The sequence below is a fragment of the Streptomyces sp. NPDC058758 genome, assembly GCF_042746075.1.
Classification (GTDB): domain Bacteria; phylum Actinomycetota; class Actinomycetes; order Streptomycetales; family Streptomycetaceae; genus Streptomyces.
Genome location: NZ_JBHYPS010000002.1, coordinates 259360 through 277498, shown reverse-complemented (window position 1 = coordinate 277498; position 18139 = coordinate 259360). Strand labels below are relative to the sequence as shown.

Below are 18139 nucleotides of genomic sequence, written 5' to 3'. Positions count from 1 at the left end.
CGTATGCGCGGACAGCACACACCGCCGGACCACCCCAGGGTGCGGTCGGGACAGACGGAGAGGGCTGGATTAGCTATGGAAGAGCCGCGTCGCCTCGGCGGCCGGTACGAGCTGGGCTCGGTGCTCGGCCGTGGTGGCATGGCCGAGGTGTACCTCGCCCAGGACACCCGGCTCGGTCGCACCGTCGCCGTGAAGACGCTGCGGGCCGACCTGGCCCGTGACCCGTCCTTCCAGGCCCGGTTCCGCCGCGAGGCACAGTCCGCCGCGTCCCTGAACCACCCGGCGATCGTCGCCGTCTACGACACCGGCGAGGACTACGTCGACGGGGTCTCCATCCCGTACATCGTGATGGAGTACGTCGATGGCTCGACGCTCCGCGAGCTGCTGCACTCGGGCCGCAAGCTGCTGCCCGAGCGCACGCTGGAGATGACGGTCGGCATCCTCCAGGCGCTGGAGTACTCGCACCGCGCCGGCATCGTGCACCGCGACATCAAGCCCGCGAACGTGATGCTGACCCGCACCGGCCAGGTCAAGGTCATGGACTTCGGCATCGCGCGCGCCATGGGCGACGCGGGCATGACCATGACGCAGACCGCCGCGGTCATCGGCACCGCCCAGTACCTCTCCCCCGAGCAGGCCAAGGGCGAACAGGTCGACGCCCGCTCCGACCTGTACTCCACCGGCTGCCTGCTGTACGAACTCCTCACCGTCCGGCCGCCGTTCATCGGCGACTCCCCCGTGGCCGTCGCCTACCAGCACGTCCGGGAGGAGCCGCAGCCGCCGAGCAACTTCGACGCCGAGATCACGCCCGAGATGGACGCCATCGTCCTCAAGGCGCTGGTCAAGGACCCCGACTACCGCTACCAGTCCGCCGACGAGATGCGCGCGGACATCGAGGCGTGCCTCGACGGGCAGCCGGTCGCGGCCGCCGCCGCGATGGGCATGGCGGCCCCGGCGTACAACGGCTACGGCTACCCGCCGGAGGACCAGGCGACCACCGCGCTGCGGCAGGCCGACCCGGTGGGCCAGACCTCGATGATGCCGCCGGTCCCGCCGGACGGCGGGGGCTACGGCGGGTACGACGGGTACGACGACCGCCCGGACCGCCGGCGCGGCGGGCAGAAGAAGTCGAACGCCTCGACGATCCTGCTGGCGCTCTGCGGTGTCCTGGTGCTGGTCGGCGCGATCTTCATCGCCCGCTACCTCATGGACACCAACGACACCCCGCAGCAGACGCTGGTGCCCCCGCTGGTCGGCCAGACCATGGAGGAGGCGAAGCGGTCCGCGACCAACGCCCAGGTGCAGGTCGCGGAGGCGGGCAAGGAGCGCTGCGACCAGCCCACGGGCGCGATCTGCCGCCAGGAGCCGGTCTCCGACGGCGCCGGCAAGATGGCGGTCAACGACACGATCCAGGTGTGGGTCTCCGAGGGCGCGCCGCTCGTCGAGGTCCCGGACGTCCAGGAGCAGTCGCTCCAGCGGGCCAAGGAGACCCTGGAGGGCAAGGGCTTCAAGGTCAAGGTCGAGGAGGAGGAGTCCGAGGAGGACCCCGGCACCGTGCTGCGGCAGAACCCGCAGAACGGCACCAAGGCCGAGAAGAACTCCGAGGTGACCCTCACCGTCGCCAAGCAGAAGCTGACGCAGCTGCCGGACGTGCGGAACCGCGACATCAGCCTGGCGCTCCAGCAGCTGAACGGCCTCGGCTTCACCAACGTGAAGCAGGAGGAGGTCGACGGCGACCAGCCCAAGGGCATGGTCCTGGAGCAGACTCCGGGCGGCCCGAGCAACCAGCCGCTGGACGTCGAGATCAAGCTGAAGGTCTCGAAGGGCCCGCAGGTGACCCCGGTCACGATTCCCGGTGACCTCGCCGGGAAGACGCTGAAGGAAGTCCGGGACTGGTTCCAGAGCCAGGGCGTGTCGGTCGTGGTGGCCGGTGTGGACAAGGACGACGCCCGCGTCGTGCAGTCGGCGCCCGCCGCGGGGCAGACGGTCAACAAGGGCGGCTCGGTCACCCTGTTCACCGCGGACGTGAACGGCGGCAACCCCGGCGGCAACGGCGGCCAGCCGGGTGGCGGCGACGGTGACAACAACGGCGAGAACAACATCGGCGGCTGGTTCGACTGACGCCGGACCGCCTGTGAGCCGCACGCGAGGGGACGGCCCCGGAACCATCACCGGTTCCGGGGCCGTCCCCTTGTCGGCTCCGTCGGCCCGTACCGTCAGCGCAGCTCCGCCGGGGGCGTCCGGTTCGCGTCGACCTTCTCCGTGCGGGCCAGCTCCCCCCAGACGATGTAGCGGTAGTCCGAGGTGTACATGGGGGTGCAGGTGGTGAGGGTGATGTACCGGCCGGGCCCCTTCTTGCCGGACTCCTCGGGGACGGCCTTGAGGACGTCCACGTTGTACTTCGTGGTCTCCGGCAGGGTCTTGTAGACCTTGTAGACGTACCAGGTGTCCTTGGACTCGAAGACGATCGGATCGCCGTTCTTCAACTTGTGGATGTTGTGGAACTTGGCGCCGTGGCCGTCCCGGTGCGCGGCGAGCGTGAAGTTGCCCTGCTCGTCCTGGGGAAGCGCCGACTTGACGGGGTCGGTGTAGTAGCCGGCGACGCCGTTGTTGAGGATCGAGCTGCCGGTGCCCCGCTTCACGAGGATCTCGTCGCCGCCGAAGGCGGGGACGTGGAGGAAGCCGAGGCCGCCCTTGGTGTCGAGGGCGCCGGGGCCCGGGTCGGCCCATTCGCCGCGGACCTGTGCGCCTTCCTTGTCGGCGGCGCGGTCGGCGAGGACGTTCGTCCACCACAGCGAGTAGACGACGAAGAGCCCGAGCACGAGGCCGGCTGTGATGAGGAGTTCACCGAAGACGCTGATGAGCCCGGCGATCCGGTTGCGCGCGCGTGACACTGGGTCGGCCCTCGTCCCTTCTGGAGGTGTGGGGTCTCAGCCTACGAGCGCGGTCGGCTTTCCCTTGCTGCGCGGGCGTTCCTCGACCAGCTTTCCCCAGACGATCATGCGGTAGGTGCTGGTGAACTCGGGCGTGCAGGTGGTCAGGGTGATGTAGCGGCCGGGCTTGGTGAAGCCGGAGCCCTTGGGGACGGGGTCGATGACGGAGATGTTCGAGGGCGAGGTCTGCGGGAGGATGCTCGCCATCTCGTAGGTGTAGTACGCGTCCTGGGTCTCGACCACGATGGGGTCGCCGGGCTTGAGGCGGTTGATGTAGCGGAACGGTTCGCCGTGGGTGTTGCGGTGGCCTGCGACCGCGAAGTTGCCCTGCTTGTCGGAGGGCATGGCGGTCTTGAGCTTGCCCTCGCCGTAGTGGCCGACCATGCCCTTGTCGAGGACCTTGGGCTTGCTGATGCCCTCGGCGACGGGGACGACGACGTCCAGCTTGGGGATGTACATGATGGCGAAGCCCTCGCCGGGGGCGAAGACGTCCGGCTTGCTCTCGCCCTTGGCCCAGGTGTCCTCGATCTTCTCCTTGGCCTGGTTGGTCTCCTGGCCGGCGAGGACGTTGGTCCACCACAGCTGGTAGGCGACGAAGAGCAGCATGACGACGCCGAGGGTGATGAACAGCTCGCCGACGACGACGCCGACGCTGTCCTTGGCGGCCTTGGCCTCCCGGGCGGCGCGGCGGGCCTCGACCCGCGAGAGGGGCCGCTCGGCGGGGGCTCCGGGGCCCCGGCCCGCGACCGGGCGGCCCTTGCCGCGGCCCTGCTTGGCGGCGGCCCGGCGGCGCTCGGCCCGTCCGGGCCCGGGAAGGGGCTCCACGGGCGCCGGGGCCTCCTCGGCGACCTCGGGCAGCTCCTGCGTCCCCTCGGCCCCGTACGGCTCGCGCAGGGGCTCGTAGGCGGCTTCCCGGGGCGCCTCGTGCGGTACCTCGTGCGCGATCCCGTGCTCGTGCGCGATCCCGTGGGCGGGGCCCGCCGTCTCGTACCCGTACGCGGGTCCGGGACCCGTGCCGTAGTCGTACGCGGTCCCCGCGCCGTGCTCGTACGAGGCCGTCCCGCCGCCGGTCCCGTACGGGACCGAGGTGCCGTTCCCGTACGGCTGCTCGGCCGGGTACGGATACGGGTACGGGCCCTGCTGTTCGTAGCCGTACGAAGCCTGCTGCTGCGGGTGGTCGTACGGGACCTGCTGCTCGGAGCCGTAGGGGCCGGGCCCGGGCTCCTGGGGTATCGGCTCGGCGCCGGGCTGCTCGGAGGCCCGGAACCACGGCGAGCCCGTGGTCACGCGAGGGCCTTGCCCACCACCGGCGCGAGCCCCGCCGACCGGCCGACCGCTCCCTCGTCTCCGCACCGCACCAGCCAGTTGGCGAGCATCAGGTGGCCGTGCTCGGTGAGCACCGACTCGGGGTGGAACTGGACGCCTTCGACGGGCAGTTCGCGGTGGCGGAGGCCCATGATGATGCCGTCCTCGGTCCGCGCGGTCACTTCGAGCTCGGCGGGCAGGTCGGCCGGCTCGGCGGCGAGCGAGTGGTAGCGGGTGGCCGTGAACGGCGAGGGGAGGCCCGCGAAGACGCCCTTGCCCTCGTGGACGACGGGCGAGGTCTTGCCGTGCAGCAGCTCGGGGGCGCGGTCGACGACGCCGCCGTAGGCCACGGCCATCGACTGCATGCCGAGGCAGACGCCGAAGACGGGCACCCCGGTGGCGGCGCAGTGCCGCACCATGTCGATGCAGACGCCGGCCTGCTCGGGGGCGCCGGGGCCGGGCGACAGCAGCACGCCGTCGAAGCCGTCCTGGGCGTGGCTCAGCTCCACCTCGTCGTTGCGGAGCACCTCGCACTCGGCGCCGAGCTGGTAGAGGTACTGCACGAGGTTGAAGACGAAGCTGTCGTAGTTGTCGACGACGAGAATTCGCGCGCTCACTGGCCGTCCACCGTCACATCGTTGAACGGAAGCAGAGGCTCCGCCCAGGGGAACACGTACTGGAAGAGGACGTAGACGGTCCCGAGGACCAGTGCGAGGGAGATCAGCGCCCGCACGAACGCGTTGCCCGGCAGATGCCGCCAGATCCAGCCGTACATGACGTCGTCGCCCCTTCCGTTCGTTACGGGCACCAGAGTACGGGTCGGCGGCTCCCTCGGGGGGAAGCTGTCCGAAGCCTGTGGACGACCGCGGCCCGTGGACGGCCGAAGCCTGTGGACGACCGCTCCCGGACCGTCCTACGCGGCGGGCCTGGCGTGGTGGAGGTCGACCGCGCCGGTGTAGCCGGGCAGGGTCACGTCCTTGTGGTCGTCGACCTTCCAGCCGAGCCCGTAGGCCTTCACGTACAGCTGGTAGTTCTGGAGCGCCGGGGAGTCGGCGAGGGCCTTGTCGAGCCTTCCCCGGTCACCGACGGCGGTGATCTTGTAGGGGGGCGAGTAGACGCGGCCCTGGAGGATCAGGGTGTTGCCGACGCAGCGGACCGCGCTGGTGGAGATGAGCCGCTGGTCCATGACGCGGATGCCTTTGGCACCGCCCTCCCAGAGGGCGTTGACGACGGCCTGGAGGTCCTGCTGGTGGATGACCAGGTCGTTGGCCTGGGGCTCCGGGTAGCCGGGCGCGGCCTGGGCTCCGGGCGGGGCGTCGTTGAGGGTGACGGTGAGGCCGGGGCCGGAGATCTCGGTGGTGCCCGCGGCGGCCTCCAGGGCCTTCAGGCGGCGGTCCTCGGCGGCGGTAGAGCCGTCGTCGCGGGCGGCGAGGGAGTCGACCTCGCCGCGCAGGGCGGCGGTGGACTCGTCGAGGCCGGCGTTCTTGTGGCTGCGTTCCTCGATGAGGTCGGAGAGCCTCAGCAGGGAGGCGTCGGTGCGGAGGTTGGTGCCCTTGGCCGTGTTGAAGCTGGTCACGAAGAGCAGGCCCGCGAGCGCGAAGACGGCGAGGGTGAGGAGCCGGACGGGGCGCCAGCGGGGGGCCCGGTCCGGTCCGGCCGGGGGTTCGCCCGGTGTGCCGGCGGAATTGCTCAACGTACCCTGATCCCCTTCTGCGCCGCGGAACCACTACGCTAACGGACGCCCGGGGGGCGCAGTCGACCTGCTACGTCACATCCCGGCGACAGCCACAGTTCCCTGCGCGGTCACGCAGCGCATCGACAGGAGAGTCCCTCGTGCCGAAGTCACGGATCCGCAAGAAGGCCGACTACACGCCCCCGCCGGCGAAGCAGGCCGCCAACATCAAGCTGACGAACCGCAGCTGGGTCGCCCCGGTGATGCTGGCCCTGTTCGCCATCGGTCTGGTGTGGATCGTGGTCTTCTACGTCACCGACGGTTCACTTCCGATCGAGTCGATCCGGAACTGGAACATCGTGGTCGGCTTCGGCTTCATCGCCGCCGGGTTCGGTGTCTCCACGCAGTGGAAGTGAGCGGCTTAGCGGCGCTTATCGGGTCCGCCCGCCCGTCGTCAAGCTCACCCCAGAGTTTATCCACAGCGTTGTGCACAGCACTGGATAACTTACGAAGATCTGTGGATAACTCGTACGGTGTTGACGCCGGTATGATCGCGAACCGTTGTCCACAGGTGTGCAAAGCCCCCTACCTCCCGGGAGAAACCCCAGGTCAGAGGTAGGGGGCTTCGTCATTCACCCTTTCGTGGGGAGAACTCGCCCCACTCTGTGGATAACTCTGGGGAAAGCTCGCCCTTCCAGCTCATCCACAGCCCTGTGTACTCAGGTGAGCGAGAGCGTCCGGGCCACCGCGACGCCCACGTCGATCAGCAGCAGCAGTCCACAGGCGCCGTACTGGATCAGCTCCCGGCGGGACCGGGGCGCCTGGACGAGCGCGTACGTCACCAGCACGCCGGCGACGAGTCCACCGACGTGCGCCTCCCAGGAGATCCCCGGACGGGTGAACGTCATCAACAGGGACAGGGCCACGAAGAGGGCCACCGGCCGCATGTCGTGACGCCGCCGCCGGGCCAGCACCACCCAGGCGCCGATGAGGCCGTAGACGATCCCCGAAGCGCCCAGCGAGGGCTGGTTCGGCGCGGCGACCACGTAGGCGAGGACCGACCCGGACAGGCCGGAGAGCAGGCACAGCAGCGCGTACCGGGACCGGCCCAGCTCGGGCTCGACGATCCCGCCGATCACCCACAGGCCGAGCAGGTTGAAGAGGATGTGCCACGGCTCCTGGTGCAGGACCGTGGCGGTGAGCAGCCGGTACCACTCGCCGTCCGCGACCCCGACGACCTCGCCGAGCAGCGGGTTGTACGCGTACCCGATCAGCACGAGCTCGTCGACGAACCGGTCGCCGAGGGCCAGCACCAGCCCGTAGACCAGCACGCAGACCCCGATGAGGATCTTGGTCACCAGCCGGTCGTCGGTCCTGACCCGGCCGCCCGCGAGCGTCCTGGCCTGGTTGGCGTCGGCCGCGTGCCCGGTGCCCGAGCCGCTGCGGACGCAGTCGGGGCACTGGAAGCCCACGGAGGCGGAGATCATGCACTCCGGGCAGATGGGCTTCTCGCAGCGGGTGCAGCGGATGCCCGTCTCGGTGCCGGGGTGGCGGTAGCAGTGCGGCAGTCCGGACTGCGTGTCCATGGGCGGGGTCCCGTCCTTCCCGGTCAGCGCTGCTCGATCACCACGGACTCGACCACGACGTCCGTCAGCGGCCGCTGGGTCTGCGGGTCGGTGGGGACCGCCGCGATCGCGTCCACGACCGCCCGGCTCTTCTGGTCCACGACCTCGCCGAAGATGGTGTGCTTGCGGTTGAGCCAGGTCGCGGGGCCGACCGTGATGAAGAACTGCGAGCCGTTGGTGCCCGGCCCGGCGTTGGCCATCGCCAGCAGGTAGGGGCGGTCGAACCACAGCTCGGGGTGGAACTCGTCCGGGAACTCGTAGCCGGGGCCGCCCGTGCCGGTGCCCAGCGGGTCGCCGCCCTGGATCATGAAGTCGCCGATGACCCGGTGGAAGACCGTGCCGTCGTAGAGGGGGTCCGAGGAGACCTGCCCGGTGGCCGGGTGGGTCCACTCGCGCGCGCCGGTGGCGAGCTCGGTGAAGTTCCGCACCGTCTTCGGCGCGTGGAACGGCAGCAGGCGCACCTCGATGTCGCCCGCGCTGGTCTTGAGGATCGCGTACGGCATGGCCACGGTCCGCCTTCCCTCCCTGGTCGTGCGTCACGCCGCGGAACGGATCGCCTCACGCGCCCGCGGCCCTGGAGGGTCGATCCTCGCATGCCGGAGCGGGCCGGACCGGCCCGTCCGCATCCCCCGCATGCCCCGGATGCCAGCCCCGCATGCCGGACCTCGCTCCGGCAGGCATGATGCCGAAAAGGATGGAAAGGCGAAAAACCGACATCGCTCGCCACCGAGGAGGAGGAACCCGTGACTCGCATGGACAGCGTGCGCGCTGCTACGGATTCGGCGAAGGAAAGCGTCCTGCACGCCGCGGACGTGGTGGCGCCGTACGCCGGCACGGCCAAGGACCAGGCCGCGCACTATGCGCACGAGGCGCGGGTGCGGCTCGCGCCCAAGGTGTCGAGTGCCGCTCGTCAGGCACGCGCGCAGGCGCGGACGCAGTACGCGGCGTACGTGGCGCCGCACGTGCCGCCGCGGGTCGACGACGCCGCGCATCGCGCTGCGGCTCGGACCCGCTCGGTCGCCCACCAGGTGGCCGACTACACCGTTCCGCGTGTCGAGCACGCGGTCGCCGCGACCGGTCCCGTCCTCGGGGAGGCCGGGTCGCGTTCCACTGCCGCCTGGGCCGCGCTGCGCGGTCAGGTGACGCCGGACGACGTCCGGAAGATCGTGAGGAAGCAGGAGCGCCGGGCCAGGGCCGGGCGTCTCGTCAAGGGGCTCGCCGTGCTCGGCGTGCTGGTCGGCGGCGCCTTCGCCGCCTGGAAGTGGTGGGACAGGCAGGCCAACCCCGACTGGCTGGTCGAGCCGCCGGCGCCCACGGAGGTGGACGAGGGCTCGGGCATGCCGTCCGCGTCGGACGGGCTCTCGGGCGATCGGTCCGAGGCCGGTGCGCGGGTGGTCGAGGAGTCCGGCAGTGTCGTGGAGGCCGAGACCGGGGGCGGGAACGCGTCCGGCGTCGAGCCGGATCCGGAGACCGGTACCACGGAGCCCGACGAGCGCCGCTGATCCGCGGTCGTCCCGTTCGGCCCGCTCGGCCTGGTCGTTCCGTTCATCCCGTTCGTCCCGTTCGGTCGGCCCGTTCGGTTCGGCTGGTCCGTTCCGGACGGGTCGGGTGCGGGGTGGGAGGCGTCGTGCTCTCCCCGCACCCTAGGCGGCCGTCGCGAGCGCCAGCCGGGTCAGCGCGGCCGGGTCGCTCGCGAGCGGCGCCGCGTCGGCGGCGCGGAGGGTGCGGGCGGCGGGCGAGGAACCGTGCGCCTCGGCGCCGATGCGCTGCTTGATCGTGGGCGGCAGCGAGCCGCGGCGGACGGGCGACCAGGGCTCCGCCCGCCTCTGCGTCACGACGGGCGCGGTGCGCTCCGCGGCGGCACGGGCGAGGGGCGCGGCCGGCTCCTCGGGCTGGGTCACGGGGGCCTGGCCGTGGGCGGCGGCGGGGGCCGCCAGGCCGACGGAGGCGAGCAGGGCGAAGAGGACGGAGATGAAGGCGGTCCAGAACTGCTTGACCTTGGCGGTGGCCATGGCCCCTCACTTTCGTGCGTGTGGCGTTCGACGGGCGCGTACGGAAAGGGATCCCCGCGCTCCTCGAACGGCTTCGTCCGAGTTGCGCGCTTTACATACCTTTCTCATGATCTGTACGCACGCCCGGATCCGGCGGAGCGACGCCGCGACCGCGCAGTTCTTCGGATGAACACCACCCGTCCGGCTCAGCGCCCGGACGCCGCCCCCGGCCCGGCCGGCCCCCGGCTCAGCCGGCGCCCTGGCTCAGCCGGCGCTTGAGGTAGCCGCTGAGCGGGGTCTCGACCAGCCGGTACACCAGGTACGACAGCACCAGCATCCCGGCCGTCGTCGCCCCGACGAGGACCCACGGGTGGACGCCCCGGGCCGAGAAGTGGCCGAAGACCTCCCAGCCGATGAACTCGTGCAGCAGGTAGAGGGGGTAGGTCAGCGCCCCCGCGACGGGCAGCCAGCGCCACTGGACGCCGGACAGCTTCCCGGTCGCGATCAGCGCCATGAGGCCGAAGATGACGGCGAGGACCGCGATCACCGGCCACCGGGCCTGCTGCCCGGTGTGGGCGATGTGCTCGAAGTGCTCCACGGCGGGCGCGAGGGAGGCGCAGAACGAGAAGCCGACGATGCCGAAGAGGAGCAGGTTCGGGCGGAAGCGGTACATCAGGTAGAACGCCATCCCCGCGATGAAGAACCAGCTGTGCTCGGGCATGACCAGGGTCCGCAGCGGGCCGGGGCCGGCCTCGGTGACGAGGAGCGCGGCGGCTCCCCAGACGCAGCAGAAGAGGACGACCCGCCGGTACGTCAGCCCGATCCGGACGAGGACGGCGAAGAGCAGGTAGAAGCGGATCTCCGCGAAGAGGGTCCAGTAGACCGCGTCGACGGGCCGGACCCCGAGCGGCTCCTGGAGCATGGTCAGGTTGGTGAGGACGTCGTACCCGGGCAGCCGCCGCCGTTCGCCCGGGATCAGGGCGAGGGTGACCGTGGTGGCGAGGACCGCGAACCAGTAGGCCGGGTAGAGCCGCACGACGCGGGAGACGAAGAAGGCCTTCAGCGGCCGGCCCCAGGCGCTCATGCAGATGACGAAGCCGCTGATCACGAAGAAGAGCTGGACGCCGAGGTAGCCGTACGAGGAGAAGCGGGAGATCCCGGGGAAGACCTCCCAGGCGGGCCGGTTCCAGGCCGCCGAGCCCAGGGCCGTGTAGTGGTAGGCGACGACCATGAGCGCGGCGCCGAGGCGGAGCCCGTCGAGGACGTACAGCCGCCCCCGCTTGCGCGGGACGGCCGGTGGGGAGGCCGGCGGGACGGTCCGCGGCTCCTGGCTCGCTATTCGGTCCGCGGACGGCGCGGACTGCACCAGGTTCGACACTCGGGAAGACCCCCACCTCGACATCGCTCGCGCCACCTCGGGGCGGGTGGCGTCGGCGCGGAGCCGACCTTAGGAAGCCCATAGATCACCCACAAGGGGCAAACCACGTGATGCAGAACTCAACAACCACCTGACGACCCGGCACGCAGCAGTCGCCTTCCCCGGATCCCGGCCGCGACCGAGTGATCCACGTCACATGACGTCACAGCCGTCACCCGCCCGGTGTCTTGAGGTCGAACCCCCGAAGGGGACGGTCCGGGACGAGGGAGAGACACCATGGGCGGGAACACCGAAGTGGTCGTGATCGGCGGCGGGTACGCCGGCGTCATGGCGGCCAACCGGCTCACCGGGCGCGACGACGTGACCGTGACGGTGGTCAACCCCCGTCCGTCGTTCGTCCCCCGCCTCCGCCTCCACCAGGTGGTCGGCGGCAGCCACTCCGGGGTGGTCCGGTACGAGGAGGTGCTGGCGGAGCGCGTCCGGCTGGTCGTCGACTCCGTGGCCCGGATCGACGTCCACGCGCGCGTGGTCGTCCTGGAGTCGGGCGCCGCGGTCGGCTACGACCGCCTGGTCTACGCGGTCGGCTCCACCGGCGCCCGGCCGGCCGTCCCCGGCGTGGCCGAGCACGCCCACCAGGTCGCCGAGCTGGAGTCGGCCGAACGGCTGCGGACCGCCGTCGCCGCCCTGCCCGCCGGGGTCCCGGTCACCGTCGTCGGCGCCGGCCCGACCGGCATCGAGACGGCCGCCGAGCTCGCCGAGGGCGGCCGCCCGGTGACGCTGGTCTGCGGCGGGGTCCTCGGCCCCTACCTGCACCCGAAGGCGCGGCGCTCGGCCGCCCGGCGGTTCGCGGAGCTCGGCGTCACCGTGCTCGACGGCCCCGGCACCCGGGTCACCGAGGTGACGGCGGAGGCCGTCCGGCTCGCCGACGGCCGCGCGGTGGCCGGCGGCCTCACCGTCTGGACCGCCGGTTTCGGCGTCCCGGACCTGGCCGCCCGCAGCGGGCTGAGCACCGACGCCGCCGGCCGCCTGCTCACCGACGAGACCCTCACCAGCGTCGACGACGAACAGATCGTCGCCGCCGGGGACTGCGCCGCCCCCTCGGACCTGCCCTTCCGGATGAGCGCCTACGTCGCCGGCTGCCTCGGCGCGCACGCCGCCGACACGGTGCTGGCCCGGATCGCGGGCGACCGCCCCGAGCCGGTCGACATGTCCTTCCACGCGATGTGCCTCAGCTTCGGCCGCCGGACGGCGATTTTCCAGATCGCGCACAAGGACGACCGGGCGATGCGAATCTACGTCGGCGGGCGTGCGGGGGCGAAGCTCAAGGAGCTGGCCTGCACGCTCAGCGTCAAGCACCTGACCGAAGAGGCCCGCGAACCCGGCGCGCACTCCTGGCCCAAGGACGGCAAGCACCGGCCGCGGCGGCTGCGGGAGCGCGCGGCCCGCACGGCGGACACCGCCGCGCACGCGGTCTGACCCGGCGGACCGAGAGACGGGGAGACGGAACATGACCGACGAGCACACCACGGACCCGGCGACGGACGCCTTCGTCGCCCACCGGAACCTGCTCTTCACGGTGGCCTACGAGATGCTCGGCTCGGCCGCCGACGCCGAGGACGTCCTCCAGGAGACCTGGCTCCGCTGGACCGGCGTCGACCTGGAGCAGGTCCGCGACCGGCGGGCGTACCTCGTCCGCATCACCACCCGCCAGGCCCTCAACCGGCTCCGGACCGTGCAGCGCCGCCGCGAGGCGTACGTGGGGCCGTGGCTGCCCGAGCCGCTGCTGACCACGCCGGACGTGGCCGAGGACGTCGAACTGACCGAGTCGGTGTCCATGGCGATGATGCTGGTCCTGGAGACCCTCACCCCGACCGAGCGGGCCGTCTTCGTGCTGCGCGAGGTCTTCGAGGTGGGGTACGACGAGATCGCGGCGGCCGTCGACAAGACCCCGGCAGCCGTCCGCCAGATCGCCCACCGCGCCCGCCGGCACGTCGACGCCCGGCGTCCCCGCACCACGGTCTCGGCCCGCGAGGCGCGGGCGGTCGTGGACTCCTTCCGGCGGGCGCTGGAGACCCGCGACCCCCAGGACTTCCTGGACCTGCTCGCCCCCGACGTCGTCCTCGTCAGCGACGGCGGCGGGATCAAGCGGGCCGCGCTCCGCCCGGTCGTCGGCGCGGACAGGGTGACCCGCTTCTACCTCGGCGGCACCCTCAAGCACGACGCCGCGGTCACCACCGAGCCGACCGTCGTCAACGGCGCCCCGGCGCTCGCCGTGCTCCTCGACGGCGAGCTGGACGGCGTGATGGCGCTGCGCGTCGAGGACGGCCGGATCAGCGGCCTCTACTACGTCCGCAACCCCGAGAAGCTCACCCACGTCATGGCCCGCACCTCCCTCACCCTCCGCTGACGACCTTCCGCACCGGAAAGGACCCCCGATGACCCCCGGACGGACCTCCGCGACCGCACGGCCCGGCACCGCCTTCCACAGGACCGTCAGGGCCGCGGTCGCCCTCCAGACCCTGGCCCTCTTCTTCCAGGCGAGCACCGCCGGCGCCCTGCTCGTCTCCTCGCGGGGCGCGCTCCTCCACGACGTCGGCTCCCGGGTGATGTACGGCGCCTCGATGCTGTACGTGGTGGCCGCCGTGGTGGCCTGGCGACCGGGCGGCGGCAGCCCCCGGCCGATCGCGTACGCCTCCGGCCTGCTGGTGCTGGCCTCGGTCCAGGTCGTCCTGGGCATCGCCCACCTGCCGGCGTTCCACGTGCCGCTGGGCGTCGCGATGGTCGTCCTCAGCACCCTGGACCTCGCCCGCACCCTGACGGCCCCGGCCGGGGCGCGGACGGGCGGGGAGTCGCCGCGCACCGCGTGACCGACGCGGAAAAGCCCCTCCGCACCGCGGCGACGCGGTGCGGAGGGGCTTTTCCTTCCGGTGGAGCCTAGGGGAGTCGAACCCCTGACATCTGCCATGCAAAGACAGCGCTCTACCAACTGAGCTAAGGCCCCGGAACGAGGACAGCGTACCGGTTCTCCCCCTGTCCCGGGCAAAAGGTGGGGACTCCCGAGGAACGACCACGCTCCGTAAGATGCTGACCGAGGTTCGCAGTGGCGAACCGCAGGGATGGGGAGAAGTGATGGACGCAGCGCAGCAGGAAGCCACGGCAAGAGCCAGAGAGCTTCAGCGCAGTTGGTACGGGGAGCCGCTGGGGGCGCTCTTCCGCCGGCTGATCGACGACCTCGGGCTCAACCAGGCCAGGCTGGCCGCCGTGCTCGGGCTCTCCGCGCCCATGCTGTCCCAGCTCATGAGCGGCCAGCGCGCCAAGATCGGCAACCCGGCCGTGGTCCAGCGCGTGCAGGCCCTCCAGGAACTCGCCGTGCAGGTCGCCGACGGCAGCGTCAGCGCCGCCGAGGCCACCGACCGCATGGACGAGATCAAGAAGTCCCAGGGCGGCTCCGTCCTGACCGGCACCAACGGCCAGGCCACCAGCGGATCCGGCGCCCCGACCGTGCGCCGCGTGGTCCGCGAGATCCAGTCGCTGTTGCGCTCCGTGGCCGCCGCGGGGGACATCATCGACGCCGCCGACTCCCTCGCCCCGGCCCACCCGGAACTGGCAGAGTTCCTCCGGGTGTACGGCGCCGGGCGCACCGCCGACGCGGTCGCCCACTACGAGTCGCACCAGAACTGACACGGCAGACGCACGACCGACGACGCACGACGGACGACAGACGACGGGGAGCGGGCGCAGCGCGATGGGTGAGGTCTTCGCCGGCAGGTACGAACTGGTCGACCCGATCGGGCGGGGCGGAGCCGGCGCCGTCTGGCGCGCCTGGGACCACCGCCGCCGCCGCTATGTGGCGGCCAAGGTGCTCCAGCAGAGCGACGCCCACACGCTGCTCCGCTTCGTCCGGGAGCAGGCGCTGCGGATCGACCATCCGCACGTCCTCGCCCCGGCCAGCTGGGCCGCCGACGACGACAAGGTCCTCTTCACCATGGACCTGGTCTCCGGCGGCTCGCTCGCCCACGTCATCGGCGACTACGGCCCGCTGCCGCCCCGCTATGTGTGCACCCTCCTCGACCAGCTGCTCTCGGGCCTGGCGACGGTGCACGCGGAGGGCGTCGTCCACCGGGACATCAAGCCGGCCAACATCCTGATGGAGGCCACCGGGACGGGCCGCCCGCACCTGCGCCTGTCGGACTTCGGCATCTCGATGCGCAAGGGGGAACCCCGGCTCACCGAGACCAACTACGTGGTGGGCACGCCCGGTTACTTCGCTCCCGAGCAACTCCTCGGCGCCGAGCCCGACTTCACGGCGGACCTGTACGCCGTCGGCCTGGTCGCGCTCTATCTGCTGCACGGCACCCGGCCGGACTCGCAGGCCCTGGTGGAGCACTTCCTGGCCCACGGCACCCCTCCGGCGCCCGCGAGCGTCCCCGAGCCGCTGTGGCAGGTCCTGGCGGGGCTGCTCCAGCCCGATCCGCAGGCCCGCTTCCGGACGGCCACCGGCGCCCGGAAGGCGCTGAACGCGGCCGTGGAGATGCTGCCCGAGCCGGAGGCCGGCGAGGAGCGGGTGGAGATCTTCGACCAGCTCGGCCCGCTGCCGGCCGGCTTCGGCCCCGAAGGCCCCGCCGCCCGCCCGGCCCAGGACGCCCCGGCGCCGGCCCAGGACGCCCCGGCGCCGGCCCAGGACGACCCTCGGGCCCCACAGGCCCCGCCGGTCCCGGCCGCCGCTCCCGCCGCCGTACCGCCCGCGCAGGCCCCGCAGCCGTACGACCGCGGGCACCGGCAGCAGTACCAGCCGGTGCCCGCGGCCTCCGAGACGGGCAGCTTCCACCTGCCCCCGCCGGCCGCCCATCCCGTGCCCCCCTTCGATCCCTCCGCTCCGCACCCTCCTGCGCATCCCTACTCCGTCCAGGCCGCCACCATTCCTTCCCGGCACCCTGAACCGACCCCGATCCCCGCCCCTACCCCTACTCCGATACCGACGCCCGCCCCGCCCCCGACGCCGGCCCCCGGACGACGTCCGGGACCGCCCCCGAAGGTGGCGGTCCCGGTGCTGCTGCTCGCGCTGGTGTCGCTGGCGGTCGGCTTCTGGGCCCTGACCCGGGTGTAGGTCAGCGGGCCGCCCGGCGCGCCAGCAGGGTCCAGGCGCCGAGGCCGACGAGCAGGACGGTGCCGAGGCCGAGGCCGCCCGCCGCGACGGCCACCATCGTGGAGTCGGTGGCGGCCTCCGCGCCCGTCGCACCGCTCGCCGCGGCCTTCCGGTCGTCCTTGGTCACCTGGAAGACGCCCGGGTCGCCGTCGTAGCCGGGGCCCGGCTGGGCCTCGCCGCGGACGGTGACCCGCAGGATCAGCGGCGCCGCCTGGTCGCCGTACTCCTGGGCGATCTCGGGGCTGAGGGTGGCGGTGAGGTAGTACCAGCCGGCGAACCGCATGCCGTTCGTGGCGGTCTCGTACGAGGAGCGGTTCCTGTGGTCGACCGGCCGCTGCGGGTCGAGGGCGACCGTGGTGGGATCGCCGTCGAAGCCGATCGTCTTGAGGTCGACGAAGCCGCGCGCCGGGTTGTCGAGCCCGAGCGCGAGCGCGTTGCTCACCAAGTCGTCGCCCTCGTCGCTGCTGCCCAGCTCGGCACTGGCGAACAGCTGCTGGCCCCAGTCGACCGGCACCCGCCAGAAGAGCGTCTGGCTGGGCCGGATGCTCGCCCGCCACTCGCCCGTGTCCAGGGAGACGGCGTCGTGGAAGCCGTTCCCGCCCTGCCGCTCCTTCGGCTCGCCGGCGACCGGGGCGGGCGTCCCCGAGGGCCAGGCCTCGGGCAGCTTGTCCGGCCCGTTCTGCTTCAGCAGCGGCTCGGTGACGTGCTGGAGCTCCAGCCCCCAGTCGCCCGGGGCGGAGGCCGCGTCCGACTCGCGCTCGACGAGCACGTAGTACGTGCCGGCCTCCTGGCAGGAGGAGACGTCCGGGTGGACGATCCGGCGCGCGTAGGCGGACAGGGGACGGACGTACTCGCCGGACCCGAAGCTGACGTCCTGGTAGCCGCACTCGGTGCCGGAGCCGTCCTGAATGGTGATCTTGAAGCCGTCCCCGTAGGCGGCCTTCCCGCCCGGCTCGGGGACGGCGACGGCGGAGACGTACGAGTTCCTCAGCGTGTCCAGGTTGAGCCGGTAGTAGAGCTTGCCGTCCTTCTTGAGGGTGTCCCGGTAGGTCCTGCCGGGCTCCAGCACCGACGCCAGGGCGCTGGAGGCGGCGCCCGCGATCCGCTGCGCCCCGGGGTCGAAGGAGTACGCCGGCAGGGGAGCGCCCTCGGCCGCCCGGGCGGGCAGGGCGGTGAGCGTGCCCACCGCGGCCGCGGCCGTGAGGAGCGCCGCGGCCCTCCTCGTCCCGGCCGCGGTCCTCCTCCGGCGCCCGGTCCCGTCCCCCGCCGTGGCCCCCGCCTGCGTGCTCACGCGCTTCTCCTCGTCGTGTCCGTCACCGCGCCCCGCCCCGGGCCCGCCGGGCGCCGGGAGGGCCCCGCGAGCAGGAGGGGCGCCCCGCCACCGGCCGCCAGGGCCGTCGTGCCGGACCATCCTGCCCCGCTCGCGCCCCCGGTGTCCGCACCGGGGGCGGATTCGCCCCCGCCCTCCGCGTCCCCGGGCCACCCCGCGCACGCTCGCCCGTCGACACGTCGCTTTGCCGGTGCAATCGATCTGTTCGCTTCAGCGAACAGAAGGGGCGCGCCGCGCGGGGCCGGAAACGCCGGGATCCCGGCCGCGCGGCGTGCGCGGCCGGGATCCCGGTTCTCAGCTGGGGTGGGTCTCAGACACCGGAGCCGGACGGGACCGAGTCGGTCGCCTCCGTCCACAGGTCCTGCTCGGCGCGATCCGCCTGGATCTGGCGGTACACGAGGAGACCGCCGATGGCGGCCAGTGCGACCAGGAGCAGCTTCTTCACCGCGCGACCTCGTCTTTCGTTGACGTAGGAGACTTCTGACGCCCACTCTACACATCGACCGATACCGATCGGTGACCTGTGCGGGCGCCAAACCTCACACAACGAAATCGACCCGGACGGTGGAACCGTCCGGGTCGATCTCTTCTGTGGGGCTAACAGGATTTGAACCTGTGGCCTCATCCTTATCAGGGATGCGCTCTAACCAACTGAGCTATAGCCCCGCCGCGCTTTTCGGTTTGTTTCCCGTCGCGCTGACTCCTGAACATTAGCGCACGTGGGGGCCAGTCCCAAAATCGCCCGGACCGAAGGCCCCG

At 72.1% G+C, this 18139-nt stretch carries 19 protein-coding genes and 2 tRNA genes; 8 read left to right on the top strand and 13 right to left on the bottom strand.

All coding sequences use genetic code 11. The annotated features are described in order from the left end of the window. Positions 1–75: 75 nt before the first annotated feature. The gene (gene pknB / locus ACFW6A_RS04125) at positions 76–2121 is read left to right on the top strand and encodes a Stk1 family PASTA domain-containing Ser/Thr kinase (protein ID WP_351844988.1); all 2046 of its coding nucleotides are present in this window, start codon (positions 76–78) and stop codon (positions 2119–2121) included. A 95-nt stretch (positions 2122–2216) separates the two neighbouring features. On the opposite strand, the gene ACFW6A_RS04120 is transcribed toward pknB, so the two are convergent. From ACFW6A_RS04120 to ACFW6A_RS04100, 5 genes are all read right to left on the bottom strand, one after another. After that, entirely contained in the window at positions 2217–2894 is a 678-nt protein-coding gene (locus tag ACFW6A_RS04120; RefSeq protein WP_351844990.1) for a class E sortase, read from the bottom strand. A gap of 36 nt (positions 2895–2930) precedes the next feature. Then, the gene (locus ACFW6A_RS04115; RefSeq protein WP_386638527.1) at positions 2931–4220 is read right to left on the bottom strand and encodes a class E sortase; all 1290 of its coding nucleotides are present in this window, start codon (positions 4218–4220) and stop codon (positions 2931–2933) included. Continuing rightward, positions 4217–4855, bottom strand: a complete 639-nt coding sequence (locus ACFW6A_RS04110; protein WP_351844994.1) for an aminodeoxychorismate/anthranilate synthase component II — start codon at positions 4853–4855, stop codon at positions 4217–4219. Before ACFW6A_RS04110 ends, ACFW6A_RS04115 begins: the two co-directional genes overlap by 4 nt. After that, on the bottom strand, positions 4852–5046 hold the full coding sequence (locus ACFW6A_RS04105; RefSeq protein ID WP_158983227.1) for a hypothetical protein: 195 nt from the start codon (positions 5044–5046) through the stop codon (positions 4852–4854). The genes ACFW6A_RS04110 and ACFW6A_RS04105 overlap by 4 nt, the downstream gene beginning before the upstream one ends. 105 nt (positions 5047–5151) lie before the next feature. Further along, the gene (locus ACFW6A_RS04100) at positions 5152–5931 is read right to left on the bottom strand and encodes a DUF881 domain-containing protein (RefSeq protein WP_351844996.1); all 780 of its coding nucleotides are present in this window, start codon (positions 5929–5931) and stop codon (positions 5152–5154) included. 140 nt (positions 5932–6071) lie between these two features. Here ACFW6A_RS04100 and crgA point away from each other — a divergent pair, with 140 nt between their 5' ends. Beyond that, the gene (gene crgA / locus ACFW6A_RS04095) at positions 6072–6326 is read left to right on the top strand and encodes a cell division protein CrgA (protein ID WP_030493743.1); all 255 of its coding nucleotides are present in this window, start codon (positions 6072–6074) and stop codon (positions 6324–6326) included. A 303-nt stretch (positions 6327–6629) separates the two neighbouring features. Here the strand turns inward: crgA and ACFW6A_RS04090 are convergent, their stop codons facing one another. Both ACFW6A_RS04090 and ACFW6A_RS04085 read right to left on the bottom strand, forming a co-directional pair. Further along, on the bottom strand, positions 6630–7496 hold the full coding sequence (locus tag ACFW6A_RS04090; RefSeq protein WP_351844998.1) for a rhomboid family intramembrane serine protease: 867 nt from the start codon (positions 7494–7496) through the stop codon (positions 6630–6632). A 23-nt stretch (positions 7497–7519) separates the two neighbouring features. Next, positions 7520–8038, bottom strand: a complete 519-nt coding sequence (locus tag ACFW6A_RS04085; protein WP_351845043.1) for a peptidylprolyl isomerase — start codon at positions 8036–8038, stop codon at positions 7520–7522. Positions 8039–8278: 240 nt separating this feature from the next. On the opposite strand from ACFW6A_RS04085, the gene ACFW6A_RS04080 reads away from it, so the two are divergent. Continuing rightward, a complete protein-coding gene (locus ACFW6A_RS04080; RefSeq protein ID WP_351845000.1) occupies positions 8279–9037 on the top strand; it encodes a DUF5324 family protein in 759 nt (252 codons plus the stop codon). A gap of 141 nt (positions 9038–9178) precedes the next feature. On the opposite strand, the gene ACFW6A_RS04075 is transcribed toward ACFW6A_RS04080, so the two are convergent. Beyond that, positions 9179–9547, bottom strand: coding sequence for a DUF6344 domain-containing protein (locus tag ACFW6A_RS04075; RefSeq protein ID WP_351845002.1), 369 nt, complete (start codon positions 9545–9547; stop codon positions 9179–9181). A gap of 226 nt (positions 9548–9773) precedes the next feature. Continuing rightward, entirely contained in the window at positions 9774–10904 is a 1131-nt protein-coding gene (locus ACFW6A_RS04070; protein ID WP_386477798.1) for an acyltransferase family protein, read from the bottom strand. A gap of 276 nt (positions 10905–11180) precedes the next feature. Here ACFW6A_RS04070 and ACFW6A_RS04065 point away from each other — a divergent pair, with 276 nt between their 5' ends. Genes ACFW6A_RS04065 through ACFW6A_RS04055 form a run of 3 tightly spaced genes read left to right on the top strand, consistent with a single transcriptional unit; the run spans position 11181 to position 13771 of the window. After that, positions 11181–12380: an NAD(P)/FAD-dependent oxidoreductase gene (locus ACFW6A_RS04065; protein WP_386638522.1), complete on the top strand. Its 1200-nt coding sequence runs from the start codon at positions 11181–11183 to the stop codon at positions 12378–12380. Positions 12381–12411: 31 nt separating this feature from the next. After that, the gene (locus ACFW6A_RS04060) at positions 12412–13311 is read left to right on the top strand and encodes an RNA polymerase sigma-70 factor (protein ID WP_351845008.1); all 900 of its coding nucleotides are present in this window, start codon (positions 12412–12414) and stop codon (positions 13309–13311) included. A 28-nt stretch (positions 13312–13339) separates the two neighbouring features. After that, positions 13340–13771 carry a hypothetical protein gene (locus ACFW6A_RS04055; RefSeq protein WP_351845010.1) on the top strand — a complete coding sequence of 144 codons (432 nt, stop codon included), beginning with the start codon at positions 13340–13342 and terminating at the stop codon, positions 13769–13771. Between the two features lie 61 nt (positions 13772–13832). Here the strand turns inward: ACFW6A_RS04055 and ACFW6A_RS04050 are convergent. Further along, positions 13833–13905: transfer RNA gene (locus tag ACFW6A_RS04050), tRNA-Ala, on the bottom strand. A 128-nt stretch (positions 13906–14033) separates the two neighbouring features. Here ACFW6A_RS04050 and ACFW6A_RS04045 point away from each other — a divergent pair. After that, entirely contained in the window at positions 14034–14585 is a 552-nt protein-coding gene (locus tag ACFW6A_RS04045) for a DNA-binding protein (protein ID WP_351845012.1), read from the top strand. 64 nt (positions 14586–14649) lie between these two features. Next, positions 14650–16011, top strand: a complete 1362-nt coding sequence (locus ACFW6A_RS04040) for a serine/threonine-protein kinase (protein WP_351845014.1) — start codon at positions 14650–14652, stop codon at positions 16009–16011. A gap of 1 nt (position 16012) precedes the next feature. On the opposite strand, the gene ACFW6A_RS04035 is transcribed toward ACFW6A_RS04040, so the two are convergent. From ACFW6A_RS04035 to ACFW6A_RS04025, 3 genes are all read right to left on the bottom strand, one after another. Continuing rightward, positions 16013–17341 (bottom strand): hypothetical protein, encoded by a 1329-nt coding sequence (locus ACFW6A_RS04035; protein ID WP_386638519.1) that lies wholly within the window; start codon positions 17339–17341, stop codon positions 16013–16015. A gap of 349 nt (positions 17342–17690) precedes the next feature. After that, positions 17691–17825, bottom strand: coding sequence for a DLW-39 family protein (locus tag ACFW6A_RS04030; protein WP_208809277.1), 135 nt, complete (start codon positions 17823–17825; stop codon positions 17691–17693). Between the two features lie 147 nt (positions 17826–17972). Further along, positions 17973–18046: transfer RNA gene (locus tag ACFW6A_RS04025), tRNA-Ile, on the bottom strand. Positions 18047–18139 lie beyond the last annotated feature (93 nt).